Source organism: Pseudarthrobacter sp. NPDC092202 (genome assembly GCF_044755505.1).
Classification (GTDB): domain Bacteria; phylum Actinomycetota; class Actinomycetes; order Actinomycetales; family Micrococcaceae; genus Arthrobacter.
The window spans coordinates 1-14,983 of sequence record NZ_JBIVRG010000025.1 but is presented as its reverse complement, the minus strand read 5'-3'; the positions used below and the strand labels follow the sequence as shown (position 1 = coordinate 14,983).

At 66.7% G+C, this 14,983-nt stretch carries 10 protein-coding genes; 6 read left to right on the top strand and 4 right to left on the bottom strand.

Features of this window, described 5'->3' with window-relative positions; genetic code table 11:
- The first annotated feature begins 119 nt into the window (after nt 1-119).
- From ACIQF4_RS20615 to ACIQF4_RS20590, 6 genes are all read left to right on the top strand, one after another.
- Nucleotides 120-716, top strand: coding sequence for a TetR/AcrR family transcriptional regulator (locus ACIQF4_RS20615; protein WP_400517712.1), 597 nt, complete (start codon nt 120-122; stop codon nt 714-716).
- A 122-nt stretch (nt 717-838) separates the two neighbouring features.
- Complete coding sequence (locus ACIQF4_RS20610; protein ID WP_400517713.1) at nt 839-2,356, top strand: aldehyde dehydrogenase family protein; 1,518 nt, start codon at nt 839-841, stop codon at nt 2,354-2,356.
- Nucleotides 2,357-4,009, top strand: a complete 1,653-nt coding sequence (locus ACIQF4_RS20605) for a GMC family oxidoreductase (RefSeq protein ID WP_400517714.1) — start codon at nt 2,357-2,359, stop codon at nt 4,007-4,009.
- Nucleotides 4,010-4,086: 77 nt separating this feature from the next.
- On the top strand, nt 4,087-5,688 hold the full coding sequence (locus ACIQF4_RS20600; RefSeq protein ID WP_400517715.1) for an APC family permease: 1,602 nt from the start codon (nt 4,087-4,089) through the stop codon (nt 5,686-5,688).
- A 156-nt stretch (nt 5,689-5,844) separates the two neighbouring features.
- Nucleotides 5,845-7,548, top strand: coding sequence for a helicase HerA-like domain-containing protein (locus ACIQF4_RS20595; protein WP_400517716.1), 1,704 nt, complete (start codon nt 5,845-5,847; stop codon nt 7,546-7,548).
- Between the two features lie 69 nt (nt 7,549-7,617).
- A complete protein-coding gene (locus ACIQF4_RS20590; RefSeq protein WP_400517717.1) occupies nt 7,618-8,610 on the top strand; it encodes a hypothetical protein in 993 nt (330 codons plus the stop codon).
- 47 nt (nt 8,611-8,657) lie between these two features.
- Here the strand turns inward: ACIQF4_RS20590 and ACIQF4_RS20585 are convergent, their stop codons facing one another.
- The 4 genes from ACIQF4_RS20585 to ACIQF4_RS20570 all read right to left on the bottom strand — a co-directional run bounded on the left by ACIQF4_RS20585 (nt 8,658) and on the right by ACIQF4_RS20570 (nt 14,317).
- Nucleotides 8,658-9,539, bottom strand: a complete 882-nt coding sequence (locus tag ACIQF4_RS20585; RefSeq protein ID WP_400517718.1) for a type IV toxin-antitoxin system AbiEi family antitoxin domain-containing protein — start codon at nt 9,537-9,539, stop codon at nt 8,658-8,660.
- A 176-nt stretch (nt 9,540-9,715) separates the two neighbouring features.
- Nucleotides 9,716-11,740, bottom strand: a complete 2,025-nt coding sequence (locus ACIQF4_RS20580) for an NHL domain-containing thioredoxin family protein (RefSeq protein ID WP_400517719.1) — start codon at nt 11,738-11,740, stop codon at nt 9,716-9,718.
- Nucleotides 11,740-13,914, bottom strand: coding sequence for a cytochrome c oxidase assembly protein (locus tag ACIQF4_RS20575; RefSeq protein WP_400517720.1), 2,175 nt, complete (start codon nt 13,912-13,914; stop codon nt 11,740-11,742). The genes ACIQF4_RS20580 and ACIQF4_RS20575 overlap by 1 nt, the downstream gene beginning before the upstream one ends.
- A 115-nt stretch (nt 13,915-14,029) precedes the next feature.
- Nucleotides 14,030-14,317 (bottom strand): HU family DNA-binding protein, encoded by a 288-nt coding sequence (locus tag ACIQF4_RS20570; protein ID WP_009358243.1) that lies wholly within the window; start codon nt 14,315-14,317, stop codon nt 14,030-14,032.
- Nucleotides 14,318-14,983: the final 666 nt, after the last annotated feature.

The following is a 14,983-nucleotide window of genomic DNA, read 5'->3' as shown; positions in this document are numbered from 1 at the left end:
TTTCCGTCTGAGTACTCGTTTTCCCAGGCCGGCGAACATTGGCACTACTTGGTGTACCTGGCCAGGCGGATCCCCTGCATAAAGTGCGCTCATGGCCGGTTTGGCAATAGTCTGGCCAGATGGGGACCAGTGCCGTGAACTCCGGCGAACAGATTGACCGGCAGTCGCGCATTCTCGAGGCGGCGCTCGACCTGCTGTCGCGCCATGGGATCTCGGGCGTCAGCATGCGGGCTGTTGCGCGCGAGGCCGGCGTCGCGCTGGGCCTCGTCAACTACTACTACGACGACAAGATGAGCCTGATCCGGGCGGCACTGCACCGAGTGGATGAGCACGACCTGATGCTGGTGGCGCCCGACCCGTCCGCGGCCCCGGACGAGCAGCTGCGCAAAGCCCTGCGGCGGGTTGCGGGCGCAGACCTGCTGACCACCCGGTACCTGTCCCTGCGCCTTCACCTTTGGGCCCTCGCGCAGGCCCATGAGGATTTTGCCCATATCAATGCCGCAGCCTTCGACCGGTACCTCGGCGGGCTCGCAGCACTGGTCTCCAACGCCAACCCAGCGCTGCCTCCGGAAGAATGCAAGGAACGTGCGGCCGACATCGTCGTTGTACAGAACGGCATGTGGCTGACGGCGCTCCTGGGGGTGGACAACGCAGCGATCCAAAGGGGGATCGCCCGCACCGAGCAGATTGCGTTTGCCCCGCCGCGGAACACGTAGCTCCCCGGCACCCGCCAGGCAATAAGCGTGAACTTTCACGATGAGCACCACTCAGCTTCACATTGAACATCTGTTCAAGAAATCTATTGAACGCCCGTTCAACCTCGGCTACTGTCCTCCGTATGACTTACGCCACACCGCCCCAGGACGGGACAGCATCCACCCTTTTCATCAACGGTTCATGGGAGCCGGCAGCTTCCGGCGCTGTCCGCGAGATCCGCAACCCCGCCGACGGCGAGCTGGCTGCCACCGTGTCCGAGGCCGGCCGGGAGGACGCGGTACGGGCCATCGCCGCTGCGCGTGCAGCCTTCGACTCGGGCGCCTGGTCCTCCGTCCCGGCACCTGAGCGGGGCAGCTTCCTGCTCAAGGTCGCCGCCGGACTGCGCGAACGCCGGGAAAAGTTCGCCCGCGCCGAGTCGCTGGATACCGGAAAGCGGATCGCCGAAAGCCGGATCGACATGGACGACATTGCCGCCTGCTTCGAGTACTTCGGCAGGCTCGCCGGGCAGCAGGCAGGCCGCATGGTCGACGCCGGGAACCCTGCCGTCGTCAGCAAAATCGTCTACGAACCCGTGGGCGTGTGCGGCCTGATCACCCCGTGGAACTACCCCCTGCTCCAGGCGGCATGGAAGATCGCGCCCGCCCTGGCCGCCGGCTGCACCTTCGTCCTCAAGCCCTCCGAGCTGACCCCGTCCACAGCCATCCTGGCCATGCAGCTGCTGCAGGACCTCGGCCTGCCGGACGGCGTCGCAAACCTCGTGACCGGAGCCGGCGCGGAGGCGGGCGCACCGCTCTCGGAACATCCCGACGTCGACCTGGTCTCCTTCACGGGCGGGCTGGAAACCGGCAAGCGCATCGCGGCCGCCGCCGCCGGAACCGTCAAGAAGGTGGCGCTGGAGCTTGGCGGGAAGAACCCCAACGTCGTGTTCGCGGACGCGGACTTCGACGCCGCCGTCGACAATGCCCTGAACGGCGCGTTCGTCCACTCCGGGCAGGTCTGCTCCGCCGGTGCGCGGCTGGTGGTGGAGGAATCGATCGCCGAACGCTTCGTGGACGAACTGGTCCGCCGTGCCCGGGACATCCGGCTGGGCGGCCCCTTTGACGACGACGCCGAAACGGGCCCGCTGATTTCCGCGGCCCACCGCGACAAAGTCCATGCCTATGTCCAGCGGGGAATCCAGGAAGGTGCGCGGCTGCGGACCGGCGGTGCTGCGCCGCAAGGAGAAAAGTACGACGGCGGCTTCTACTACCAGCCCACCGTCCTGGACCGCGTCCAAAGGGGAATGTCCGTGGTCATCGACGAGGCGTTCGGCCCGGTGGTCACCGTGGAAACGTTCCGTACCGAGGACGAAGCGGTGGCCACCGCCAACGACACCGTCTACGGCCTGGCCGGCGCGGTCTGGACCCAGGACGCCGGCAAGGCGCAGCGCGTGGCATCCCGGCTGCGGCACGGCACCATCTGGATCAACGACTACCACCCCTACCTCCCCCAGGCCGAGTGGGGCGGCTTCGGCCAGTCCGGCGTCGGCCGCGAGCTGGGCCCCACGGGCCTGGCCGAATACCAGGAAGCCAAGCACATCTACCAGAACACCAGCCCGCAGGTAACCGGCTGGTTTGCTGACCACAGCAAGGAGAACTAGATGCACTTCGACAACATCGAGGACCTCAGCGAGCGCTCGTTCGATTACATCGTCGTGGGGGGCGGATCCGCGGGGGCCGCCGTGGCCGCGAGGCTGAGCGAGGATCCGGACGTGACCGTGGCCCTGGTGGAAGCCGGGCCCGATGACCGGAACCTTCCCGAGATCCTGCAGCTGGACCGCTGGATGGAACTGCTCGAATCCGGCTACGACTGGGACTACCCGGTGGAACCGCAGGAGAATGGCAACTCCTTTATGCGGCACGCCCGGGCCAGGGTGATGGGCGGCTGCTCCAGCCACAACTCGTGCATCGCCTTCTGGGCACCGCGCGAGGACCTGGATGAGTGGGAGTCCAAGTACGGCGCCACCGGCTGGAACGCAGACGCCGCCTGGCCGCTGTACAAGCGGCTGGAAACCAACGAGGACGCCGGCCCGGACGCGCCGCACCACGGCGACTCGGGCCCCGTGCACCTGATGAACGTGCCCCCGGCGGATCCTGCCGGCGTTGCGCTCCTGGACGCCTGCGAACAGGCCGGCATCTCCCGCGCCAAGTTCAACTCCGGCACCACCGTGATCAACGGCGCCAACTTCTTCCAGATCAACCGCCGCGCGGACGGTACCCGGTCCTCCAGCTCGGTCTCCTACATCCACCCGATCATCAGCCGCCCCAACTTCACCCTGCTGACCGGCCTCCGCGCCCGCCAGCTGGTGTTCGACGCGGACAAGCGCTGCACCGGCGTGGACGTGGTGGACTCCGCGTTCGGCCGGACCCACCGGCTTTCCGCGAACCGCGAGGTCATCCTGTCAACCGGCGCCATCGACTCCCCCAAGCTGCTCATGCTCTCCGGCATCGGCCCGGCAGCGCACCTCGCCCAGCACGGGATCGATGTGCTGGTGGACTCCCCCGGCGTGGGCGAAAACCTGCAGGACCACCCCGAAGGCGTGGTCCAGTTCGAAGCCAGGCAGCCCATGGTCCAGACGTCGACGCAGTGGTGGGAAATCGGCATCTTCACCCCCACGGAGGAGGGCCTGGACCGCCCGGACCTGATGATGCACTACGGCTCGGTCCCGTTCGACATGAACACCCTGCGGCACGGCTACCCCACCACGGAGAACGGCTTCAGCCTCACGCCGAACGTCACCCACGCCCGCTCGCGCGGCACCGTGCGCCTGCGCAGCCGCGACTTCCGCGACAAGCCCATGGTGGACCCGCGCTACTTCACCGATCCGGACGGCCACGACATGCGCGTCATGGTGGCCGGGATCCGCAAAGCCCGCGAAATCGCCGCCCAGCCGGCCATGGCGGAATGGACCGGCCGGGAGCTTTCACCCGGCGTCGAGGCGCAGACGGACGAGGAACTGCGGGACTACATCCGCAAGACCCACAACACGGTGTACCACCCTGTGGGCACCGTCCGGATGGGACCGTCCGACGACGACATGTCGCCGCTGGATCCCGAGCTGCGGGTCAAGGGCGTCACCGGCCTGCGCGTCGCCGATGCGTCCGTCATGCCGGAGCACGTCACCGTCAACCCCAACATCACCGTGATGATGATCGGCGAGCGCTGCGCGGACTTGATCCGTGCCGGCCTCACCCTCGCCGGCAGGAACGGCGACACCACGTCGGAGCGGGAACTCGCCGCCACCCCCGCCTGAGTTTCAGGCCACCGGCCGTCCGTGCGCCGCAGTGCGGACGGCCACCACTATCGTGCTTTTTTGATTGAGGAGTCCACATGGCGGAACCCAGCAAGAGTATTGATTCAAGCGGCATGGACGAGTTTGGCTACGCGCAGACCCTGGACCGGAGCATCGGCAAGTTTGCCAGCTTCGCAGCCGGCGTCAGCTACATCTCCATCCTCACCGGCGTGTTCCAACTGTTCTACTTTGGCTTTTCCATGGCCGGACCCGCTTACGCGTGGTCCTGGCCGCTTGTCTTCGCCGGCCAGCTGATGGTGGCCCTGTGTTTTGCCGAACTGGCCGGCCGCTACCCAGTGGCGGGATCGGTGTACAACTGGGCCAAACGGCTCGCCTCCGGCACCTCGGCCTGGCTGGCCGGCTGGCTGCTGATGCTCTCGTCCATCGTGGCGCTGGGCTCCGTGGCACTGGCCCTGCAGCTCACCCTGCCCCAGCTCTGGTCCGGCTTCCAGTTCGTCGGTGACGGCACCGGCCCCTACGACTTCGCCATGAACGGCGTGGTGCTGGCCAGCATCATGATCACCATCTCCACCCTCATCAACGCCTTCGGCGTAAAGCTCATGACGCGGATCAACAGCATCGGCGTGTTCGTGGAGCTGAGCGCAGCCGTGCTCCTGATCCTCGCACTGGGCTGGCACGTGGTGCGCGGCCCCGAGGTCTTCTTCGACACCGCCGGCTTCGGCGAAGGCCACGACCTCGGCTTCTTCGGCGTTTTCCTGATCGGCGCCATGGCTTCGGGCTACGTTATGTACGGCTTTGACACCGCTAGCTCGCTTGGGGAGGAGACCAAGGACCCCAAGCGCACGGCACCCAAGGCCATCCTGCGGGCCATCACGGCCTCGTTCGTGCTGGGCGGCCTGATCCTGCTGTTCGGCATCCTGGCCGCGCCGGACCTGGCGGACCCCAAGGTGGGATCGGCCGACGGCGGCCTGCAGTACATCGTGCTGTCCGTCCTGGGCGGCCCGTTCGGCAAGGCCTTCCTGGCGTGCATCGTCGTGGCCGTGGTGGTCTGCACCCTGGCCGTCCATGCCGCCGCCATCCGCATGATGTTCGCCATGGCCCGGGACAACAACCTGCCCTTCAGCCGGCAGCTCAGCAAAGTTGATCCAGTCCGCAGAACCCCGACCGTTGCCGCCATCGTCATCGGCATCCTGGCCGTGATGCCACTGCTCATCAACGTCACGCAGCCTGCGATTTTCACCATCATGTCCAGCATCAGCATCGTCCTGATTTACCTTTCCTACCTCCTGGTCACCGTGCCCATGCTGCGCAACCGGCTCCTGAAAAAGTGGCCGCTCGCCGCTGACGGTTCCGAGCCCGGTTTTTCCCTGGGCAAGTGGGGGCTGCCGGTGAACATCCTGGCGGTCCTGTGGGGCGGTGCCATGACGCTGAACCTGGTGTGGCCGCGCCCGGAGATCTACAACTCGGTGCCGCCGTTTGAGTGGTACCTGCAGTGGGGCGGGGTGATCTTCGTGGCCGTTGTCACCGCAGGCGGGGCCCTGCTGTACCGGCTGAAGATCCGCCACCAGACGGGCGTGCTGGCCGAGCATGCTGCGGCCGTCGCGGCCCATCCGTCATCGGGCGCCGCACAGCAGGCCGCTCCCGCTGCGCTGGACGTCGTGGACGCCAAGGTGCCTTAGCGCACCTGCTCCCACACATCAGCTGCGGGGCTGGCGGTCCCCAGCGGAAAGGCCGACGACGGCACCCGCCCCGGTGCCGTCGTCGGCCTTTCCCCATGGAGGGAACGAGCGGTGGTCCTGCCGCTCCTGAAGGGCGGCCGCCGCTAAGCTAGCGCCATGGCCAACAAAACCACAGCAGAGAAGCTCGCCACCCTCCAGAAGGGCTACACGCTGGAAGGCGCCACCATAGAGCTGGGGGCCGCCATTATCGACGGCGAGCTCCATAAGGATGCGCCGGTGCGGCTGCCGCTTTCCATGATGAACCGGCACGGACTGGTGGCCGGTGCCACCGGCACGGGCAAGACCGTCACGCTGCACATGATGGCCGAACAACTTTCCACCGCCGGAGTGCCGGTCTTCCTGGCGGACATCAAAGGCGACCTGTCCGGGCTGGCCACCGCGGCCACCGGCAGTGAGAAGCTCACCGCGCGCACCGAGGGCATCGGGCAGTCCTGGCAGGGCCGGACGTTCCCGGTGGAGTTCCTGGCGCTGGGCGGCGACGGCAACGGCGTGCCGGTGCGGGCAACGGTGTCCTCGTTCGGGCCCATCCTGCTCTCGCGGATCATGGAGCTGAACGACACGCAGGAATCCAGCCTGCAGCTGGTGTTCTACTTCGCGGACAAGAACGGCCTGGAGCTCATCGACCTGAAAGACCTCCGCGCGGTGATCCAGTTCCTCACCTCAGCCGAAGGCAAGGACCAGCTGGAGGAACTCGGCGGGTTGTCCAAGGCGACGGCCGGCGTCATTTTGCGGGAGCTGGTGAGCCTCGAGGCGCAGGGACTGGAGAAGTTCTTCGGCGAGCCGGAATTCGACACCGCGGAGCTGCTGCGGACCGCCCCGGACGGACGCGGGGTGATCACCTGCCTGGAGCTGCCCACCCTGCAGACAAAGCCCATGCTGTTCTCCACCTTCCTCATGTGGCTGCTGGCCGACCTTTTCGAGGACCTGCCCGAGGCCGGCGACCTGGACAAGCCCAAGCTGGTGTTCTTCCTGGACGAAGCCCACCTCCTCTTCAACGACGCTTCCAAAGCCTTCCTGGAGGCCATCACCACCACGGTCCGGCTCATCCGGTCCAAGGGCGTGGGGATCTTCTTCGTCACCCAGACTCCCAAGGACGTCCCGGCGGAGGTCCTCGGCCAGCTGGCCAACCGGGTGCAGCATGCCCTCCGCGCGTTCACCCCCGAGGACGCCAAGGCCCTCAAGGCCACAGTGTCCACGTTCCCCATGAGTGATTACGACCTCGAGGAGACGCTCACCTCTGCAGGCATTGGCGAGGCCGTCATCACGGTGATGAACGAGAAGGGTGCCCCTACGCCTGTGGCGCTCACCAGGCTCCGCGCCCCCGAGTCCGTCATGGGCCCCAGCGACGAAGCCCTGGTCCGCAGCACCGTTGCGGGGTCGGCCCTGCTGGCAAAGTACGGGACGGCCGTGGACAACCCCTCGGCTTTCGAAAAACTGTCCGGGAAAGCGGCCGCGCCCGCCGGATCGGTTGCCGGCGGGGCCGTTCCGGGCGGGACGGGGCAGGACGCCGCAAGCCAGGACGATGTCGACGCCGAGGCGCGCCGGATCGAAGAGGAAATCCTTGGGCGGCCCAGCAGCAGGCCCGCCCCGTCCCCCACGGCGGGGCGGCGCACGCCCGCTGACAACGCACCCGCCCCGCGCCCGGGTGCGGCAGGCTCGGTGGCGGGCGACATCGGCGGGATGCTCGGCGGCGCCCTGGGCGGTGGGCTCAAGAGCATGGCCAGGTCCATCGGCACCCAGCTCGGACGGGAGCTGCTGCGCGGCGTGTTCGGCACCTCGTCCCGGCGCCGCCGCCGCTGACAGGTACCGCTTCCTGCTGACTCAACTGCCGCCGTCGGACGCATGGCAGGTAACGTATGGAACGTGCAGATGAGTCAAGCGTTGGTGAGGATCGCGGCCGGATGGTTGCTGGGACTCATGCTTGCCGTCGCCGGCGCCGTGGTTGCGGTGAACCTGGTCAACAACACAGTGGCCAGCCCGCAGCAGCCCGTGCGCGAGTATCTGGATGCGCTGCAAAGCGGTGACGGCGGCAAGGCGCTGGGGCTGCTCCGGGCCACGGTCCCGCCCAGCAACGCCGCTATGCTCGACGGGACGGCCCTGCAGACCGCGACGTCCCGGTTCACGAATGTGGAGATCGGCGAGCCGGAGGAACGCCCGGACAGCCAGGTCATGGTGCCCCTGGAGTACACCATTGACGGCAGCAGGCTCCGCACCGAATTCCTGCTGCGCAAGACCGGGACTGAGTGGATCTTCTTCAACACCTGGGCTTTCGTACCGTCCAGGCTGCCCACCATGGACATCACTGTGGTCAATTCCAGTGAGGCCACCGTCAACGGCGTGCCTGTCAACATGCCCAACAGCCGGAACTCCTTTGCAGTCTTCTACCCCGGCGAGTACGAGGCGTCCGTGAACGGGGAGTACTTCTCGGCGGCCCCCACCCGTGCCACAGTGACGGCACGGGACGCACCGGTGGCCCCCCTCAACCTCCTCACCCAGGCCACGGACAACCTGAAGAAGGACGTGTCCGCGAAAGTCCGGGAATTCCTGGACGGCTGCGCCGCCGTTGCCGCCAAGGAACAGAAACTCCAACCGGACTGCCCCTTTTACTACGCCAGCAACAACACGGTGCAGGACGGCAGCATCAAGTGGACCGTGACGGAATACCCCAACGTGTCCATCGAACCCTTTGACGGGCGCTGGGTGGTTGCTCCCCTGGACGGCAAAGCAAAGGTGGAAGCCCTCCAGCAGAACCTGTTCACCGGCGCCTGGTACCCGCTCACTGAGGAAGTGGACTTCAGCTTCACCACCCGCCTTGACGTCAGCGGGGACACGGTCAAGGTCACGCCGGTACTGAGCTTCTAGGGGCGGTTCCGTCACACTGGCCCAGTTTTGGCGGCCAAACAGTAGGTTTACCAGCCGTTGTGGCGCCAGCGGGGCGAATAACCGGGCCGGTTTGGTTGCGGCCACCGCAGCGAACCCCGGGCAAGAACCTCGCGGACCTGCGCCAGGACGGCTTCAGGTGAATGAACCACGTCGTCGTAGAAGAATCGCAGCACGGGAAGGCCCTGCAGTATCGCGGAGTTGTCCCTGCGGCGGTCCTTCTTGAACTGCCTGGCTTCAAGATGGAAGGCCAGCCCGTCAATCTCCACGATGAGGAACCCCTCCAGCAGGAAGTCAACACGGCCGATGCCATCGATCCACACTTGGGTTTCGGTAAGGATGCCTGCATCCCGGAACAGCACCCGGGCCAGGGTCTCCAGGAGGGAATCCGCGCCCCGGTCAACTTTGGACACCACATTCCGCGCTTTGCCGCACCGGGGTCCGTCCAAGTGGCGGAGCAGGTACGGCGGATCGATGTCCCCGCGGTTGTACGCACACTCCACCATCACCAGGGACTCGAGTTCCGGCAGGCACAGCAGGGCATGAAGCAGGACATCAGGCAGGGCTGCAAGCGTCCGGTGGCGGGGCGGCTGCGTCAAGCCGGTACGGTGGCTGATACACCGTACTGCGCTTCGGCCGTTGCTCTGCCAGTAGTGGGGCCTGACAGGAGGGTGGAGCCGCCAGAGGCTGTATGCAGGGGCTGCGGAAACGCAGGTGACCAGACCGCGGGCGCGCCCCGCAGCCACCAGTTCAGGGTCTGCGTCAGCCACGGCCAGGAGTCCCCGGTCCAGCCGAAGCACCTGGCCGCTGCGGACCGCACGGCGAAGCTCCGTATCCGTGGCACCGGCGGCCAACACATCCCGCCGCAGCAACACTCCACCGGCTGATCTAAGGATTTCCGTCGGGTCCATCAGGCCAGAATGTGTGCCATCCTGGCCCGGCGTCAGCCTCGAGCCGTGCTATGTGAACAAGACGGCCCCAAGTTGGCCCACTTTTTGGGGGAAGCAGCAACAAAGAGGCCCGGTTCCCACTCCTCATGGGGTGGAAAACCGGGCCACTTAAGCAGGCTCAGGATTACGGCGGCGCGTCAGTCCATGCCGCGCAGGTCCAGCACCAGCTCGGTATCACCATCGCCTTGGAGCACCACGGGGATGCCCCAGTCCTGCTGGTACAGGTGGCAGGCAGCGTGGTCCGGGATCTCGCCGTCCTCGGTCTCGGGCCCGTCGCAGGCGGCAGCCCGGGCGGTGATGTGCAGGATGCCCTCCGGCACGTCCGGTGAGAGCTCCAGGGTGCGGAGCAGCCCCACCGAGGTTCCCCCGCCGGACGCGAGCAGCTCCGGTGGCGTGGAGGAGATCTTCAGCTGGGTGGGATCACCCCAGCGGTCATCCAGCTTCTGCCCTGTGGGGGCAGTGAAGCGGACTGTCAGCTCCAGGGGGCCGGGTGCAACCGGACTCTTGGGCCGGTGCGTCTGGACCGCGCCTTCGTCCACCTGCTGCGCTTCCTTGGGGATGGGGACGAACACCAACTGGTGCTTGTTCGCCTCCACCACCACCAGCAGCGGCTCAGAACCGGCCGAGTGCGTGTGGTCCACAATCACGTCGGACGGCTCCAGGAGGCCGCGCGCCAGGGTGGACACTGTGCGGGTGGCGGGATCGTACCGCCGCACGGCACCGTTGTAGGTGTCGGCCACCGCCACGGAGCCGTCCGGCAGGACGGTGACGCCCAGGGGGTGCTGCAGACGTGCGTCCGCGGCCGCGCCGTCCCGGAAGCCGAAGTCGAACAGCCCCTTGCCGACGGCGGACTCCACGGTGACCGCGCCGTCGTCGCCAATTGCCAGCTTGCGGAGGGCGGAGGTTTCGGAATCAGCCACCCAGATGTTGCCCTCGGCGTCCTCGGCCAGGCCGGAAGGCTGGGCGAACCAGGCCTCGTGCGCGGGGCCGTCAAGCAGCCCTTCCAGGCCGTTGCCGGCAACGATGGCCACGGCACCGGTGACGGGATCGAAACTGAAGATCTGGTGCACGCCCGCCATGGCCACCACCACGGCGTTGAGCTTCCTGGACCATACGACGTCCCAGGGCGAGCTCAGTGCCACATCCAGCGGATGCCCGCCGAGCTGGCCCGTGAATCCGGCAGCATCCTCGTCCACGCGCGCCGGTCCCGACTCCAGCAGCCGCTGGACGCCGCTGCCGGCAAGGGTGGAGGCCTTACCGTCCGCGAGGGACAGCCCACGGAGCCGGTGGTTGACGGAGTCGGCAATCACGACGTCGTAACCCGCCTTGGCTGCGACGTCTTCCGGCAGCAGGACCAGGCCTTGGGGCTCGTTGAACTGTGCCACGGCAGAATCTCCCGCAGCTGGGCCGTCCGCATGGCCCCTCACGCCCGAGCCGAAGGTGCCCAAGACAGTATGGAAGTCCGTGCCGAGTTCCACCAGGCGGTGGTGGCCGGTGTCGGTGACCAGCCAGGAACCCTTGCCGGCATCACCGCCTGCTGCGGCCCCTGCCGCTGTTCCGCCGTCGGACGTTCCATTCACGGCGGTGGATCCGCGGCCCGGCGGCAGGAAGAGCGCCTTGCCGGGGAAGCGCAGGGTGCCGGAGGTCGGCTCGGGAGCAACGTACGGGCCGGAACCGCGGTGCAGCGTGCCCTTGGCCTCATGTTCGGCGATGAGCTCGGGAATCAGCACGGCCAGGCCGTCCGCGTGGCCTTCGCCGGAAAGGTGCGCCACGATGTAGCCCTCGGGATCGATGACCACAAGGGTGGGCCAGGCGCGGGCGGTGTACGCCTTCCAGGTCTCCAGCTCAGGATCGTCCAGGACCGGGTGGTGGATCTCGTAGCGCTCAACGGCAGCAGCCAGCGCCACCGGATCTGCCTCGTGCTCGAACTTGGGCGAGTGGACGCCCACCGTGACCAAAACGTCGGAGTACTGTTCCTCCAGCGGCCGGAGTTCGTCCAGCACATGCAGGCAATTGATGCAGCAGAAGGTCCAGAAATCCAGCAGCACGATCTTGCCGCGCAGGGCTTCCAGGTCCAGCGTCTTGCCGCCTGTGTTCAACCAGTTGCGGCCCACCAGTTCGGAGGCCCGGACCCGGGCATGCGTGCGTACGGTTTCGCTCATCAGCGTCCTTCCAGCTTGTTGCGTTCAGCCAGCCTGGCGTCGCGTTCGGCCAATTTGGCAAACATATCGTTGTAAGCGGTGAGATCGGCGTCGTTATTCCTGTCCGCCGCCCTGTCCACGCGTTTGGTCTCCCGCTGGTCCGAGCGGGACCACATGATGGCCACACCGATGGCCACCAGCAGGGTGGGCACCTCGCCGATGCCCCAGGCCACCGCGCCGCCCATCTGCTGGTCCAGGAGGGCCGAGGGGCCCCACTCCCTGCCCAGGTTGCCGAAGTAGTCCGCGGCGAGGAGATTGGTCCCGCCCATGATGGCAACACCGAAGAAGGCGTGGAAGCCCATGGTGGCCAGGAGCAGCAGGAGCCGCATGGGGTACGGCGCCCGGCGCGGAAGCGGGTCGGTGCCGATCATGGTCAGCACAAAGATGTACCCCGTGAGCAGGAAGTGCACAATCATCAGCTCGTGGCCCACGTGTTCCCGCATGGCGAAGCCGAACAGGTCCGAGTAGTAGAAGAGCACAATGGATCCGGCAAAGTTGGCTGCCGCGAAAAGCGGGTGGGTGACCAGCTGCGAGAACTTGGAGTGGATGAACACCAGCAGCCACTCCCGGGTTCCACGGGAGCCGTCACCCCGGGCGGGCAGGGCCCGCAGGGCGAGCGTCACCGGCGCCCCGAGCACCAGGAAGATCGGGGCCACCATGGTCAGTGCCATGTGGTCCACCATGTGCGCCGAGAACAGTATGCGGCCATAGACCGACGGCGGTCCCGACGTGATGTAGGTCAGCACCAGGAGTCCTATGACCCAGTTCACGGAACGGAACCACTGCCACTTGTCACCGCGCCGGTAGACCTTGGCCACGCCCAGGAAGTAGGCGACGAGGCCGAACAGCGCTGCGGCGATCCAGAGCCAGTCCAGGCGCCACTCGGTGAGCCAGCGCTCCGGTGTGAGCTCAGGCGGAAGCTCGTAGCCTGTGAGGATGAAGGCGGGCGAGGCGTCGGGGGCGAAGGTGGTGGGCTCCGGCGGGGCGGAACGGCCCAGGGCGACGGCGACACCGGAAGTTGCGCCCATCACCAGGAATTCCGCCAGGACCAGCTGCCAGAGCACACGCCGCGAGGACAGGGTGGAGCCCTTGCGGCCCAGCTGCGGGATGACCCACTGCCGGTGCATGAATCCAATCCCGCCTAGGACCACGGTGGCCGCGGACTTGGCCAGGATCAGCTGGCCGTAGGGGGAGCCGAAGAGGTCCCCCCAGTTGGTGATCCTGATGCTCGCGTTGATGACACCGGAGGCGAACACCAGGACGAAGGCGAAGCCGGCGAGGGACGAGAACCGGCGGAGCGTGGGTTCCGTAATGTCGGCGGACGCTGCGGCTTTGGGGCCGGTCAGGATTCCGGAGAGCAGGGCCAGCATGATGATGCCACCGACCCAGGTGCTGACACCCACCAGGTGCAGGCCCAGGGAGTTGATGGCGCCTTCGTGGTCTGCGGAACTCGACGAGTGGCCGATCAGGGCGGTGGGCACCAGCCCCATCAGGGCCAGGACCAGCGTCAGAGCGAGTCCCCCGAGGGACCTCACGCCGAACAACGCCGTCGTCACTATTGCCGCGATGATGGTGACGGCCAGCCAGGCGCGCCCGGTCTCGATGTCCGTCATGAAGAAGACCAGGGCCTGGGTAAACTCAGCGTCGCCGGAGAGCGCCTGCCCTGCGACATCGGAGTAGGTAAGGACCAGGACGGCAATTGCGGACAGTGTCCACGCGGCACCTGCCACGGACGCCACGGCCAGGGCGCGGCTGAAGGCGGGATGCTCAGGTGCCTCACTGCCGGCAGCGTCTTTGGCCCGGCTGCGGGGGCCCGCACCCCGGGGAAGGATCCCGACGGCGAAGAGCAGCCCGCCGATGACGGTCGCCAACGAGACGTTGTGGATGGCCTTGCTGACGGGGAGGCCCCAGCGGACAAACGCCCCGGGGTCGGAGACCGCCCGGGCGCCAGCAGCGCCGGAGAAGATCAGCGCCGCTGCAAGGCCCATGAACAGGGCAGCCAGCCCGGCCATCTGCCACCCCCGGGGAATCCCCAGGGAACTGCTGTCCTTGCCCGGCGCACCCTTGCCCGGCGCTCCCTTGGCAGGAACGGACTGGGGGTGGGTGGAACGTGGTTTTGCGGCAGAAGACACCATTCCATTGTCCGCTACGCCTGCCCGGCCCGCGAATCGGGCTTAAAAGCAAAAGGAGCGGCAACCTTGTGGTTGCCGCTCCTTTTCCGCGCCGGCTCAGTGCCGGGGAGGAAGAAGCTTACTTCTTGTTGGAGACTGCAGCCTTCAGCTTGGAGCCGGCGGTCAGCTTGACGCTGTGGCCTGCCGCGATCTGGATGGTCTCGCCGGTCTGCGGGTTGCGGCCGGTGCGTGCTGCACGGTCGGTGCGCTCGACGGCGAGCCAGCCCGGGATGGTGATCTTCTCGCCCGCGGCGACCGAAGTCTCGAAAACCTCGAACAGTGCGTCGAGGACGGAGTTGACGGCTGCCTGGCTGGTGCCGGCCTTGCCTGCTACCTCTGCAACAAGTTCACTACGGTTCTTAGCCATTTATGTCCTCCTGGACGGTCATGATTCTGGAGCCTGAACGCGGCATGCGCACAAGCCACTGTTCGAAAACTTACCAGCTTGGGCCCCTCCGTTCCGCAAATTCCGCGTGTTTCCGCCACTTTTTGAGGTTAATCACCGGGTTCGAGGGGTTTTGAGCCCCGGATTCAGCCACCAGCGGACGCTCCTTGACGCAATTCCGGCCCACCCTGCGACGCTCTCTCACTTAAGGTCGGGTTTCCCGGGACGCTCTCTCAGTCGATGTCGGTTTTCCCGGGACGCTCTCTCAGTCGGTGTGGGTGGTGGGGGTTTGCCGGCCGGAAGTGGAAGACCGTCCCCCGGTAACCGACGATAGGTGAGTGAGGATCATCCCGGAAACCGACATCATGTGAGAGAGGATCAGCCGGGAACCGGCATCATGTGAGAGTGGATCACCCCGGAAACCAGCGTTAAGTGAGAGAGGATCCCCGGGGAGCCGGAGTTCTTTGAGAGCGTCGGAGGTGGGTCCTGGGGTGGTCGTCCGGGTCTGGTCCCTGTGGTGTGTGTGTGTGTTAAATGTGGGAGGCCCCAACCATGGTGGTTGGGGCCTCGACCAATGTGTGTCCGGCGGTGACCTACTCTCCCACACCCTCCCGGGTGCAGTACCATCGGCGCTGTGGGTCTTAGCTT

Bases quoted from the DNA above. Each gene is read 5' to 3' on its own strand.
- ACIQF4_RS20600 (WP_400517715.1), top strand. From the start codon at position 4,087: ATGGCGGAACCCAGCAAGAGTATTGATTCAAGCGGCATGGACGAGTTT.
- ACIQF4_RS20595 (WP_400517716.1), top strand. From the start codon at position 5,845: ATGGCCAACAAAACCACAGCAGAGAAGCTCGCCACCCTCCAGAAGGGC.
- ACIQF4_RS20615 (WP_400517712.1), top strand. From the start codon at position 120: ATGGGGACCAGTGCCGTGAACTCCGGCGAACAGATTGACCGGCAGTCG.
- ACIQF4_RS20580 (WP_400517719.1), bottom strand. From the start codon at position 11,740: ATGAGCGAAACCGTACGCACGCATGCCCGGGTCCGGGCCTCCGAACTG.
- ACIQF4_RS20570 (WP_009358243.1), bottom strand. From the start codon at position 14,317: ATGGCTAAGAACCGTAGTGAACTTGTTGCAGAGGTAGCAGGCAAGGCC.
- ACIQF4_RS20590 (WP_400517717.1), top strand. From the start codon at position 7,618: ATGAGTCAAGCGTTGGTGAGGATCGCGGCCGGATGGTTGCTGGGACTC.
- ACIQF4_RS20585 (WP_400517718.1), bottom strand. From the start codon at position 9,539: ATGGACCCGACGGAAATCCTTAGATCAGCCGGTGGAGTGTTGCTGCGG.
- ACIQF4_RS20610 (WP_400517713.1), top strand. From the start codon at position 839: ATGACTTACGCCACACCGCCCCAGGACGGGACAGCATCCACCCTTTTC.
- ACIQF4_RS20575 (WP_400517720.1), bottom strand. From the start codon at position 13,914: ATGGTGTCTTCTGCCGCAAAACCACGTTCCACCCACCCCCAGTCCGTT.
- ACIQF4_RS20605 (WP_400517714.1), top strand. From the start codon at position 2,357: ATGCACTTCGACAACATCGAGGACCTCAGCGAGCGCTCGTTCGATTAC.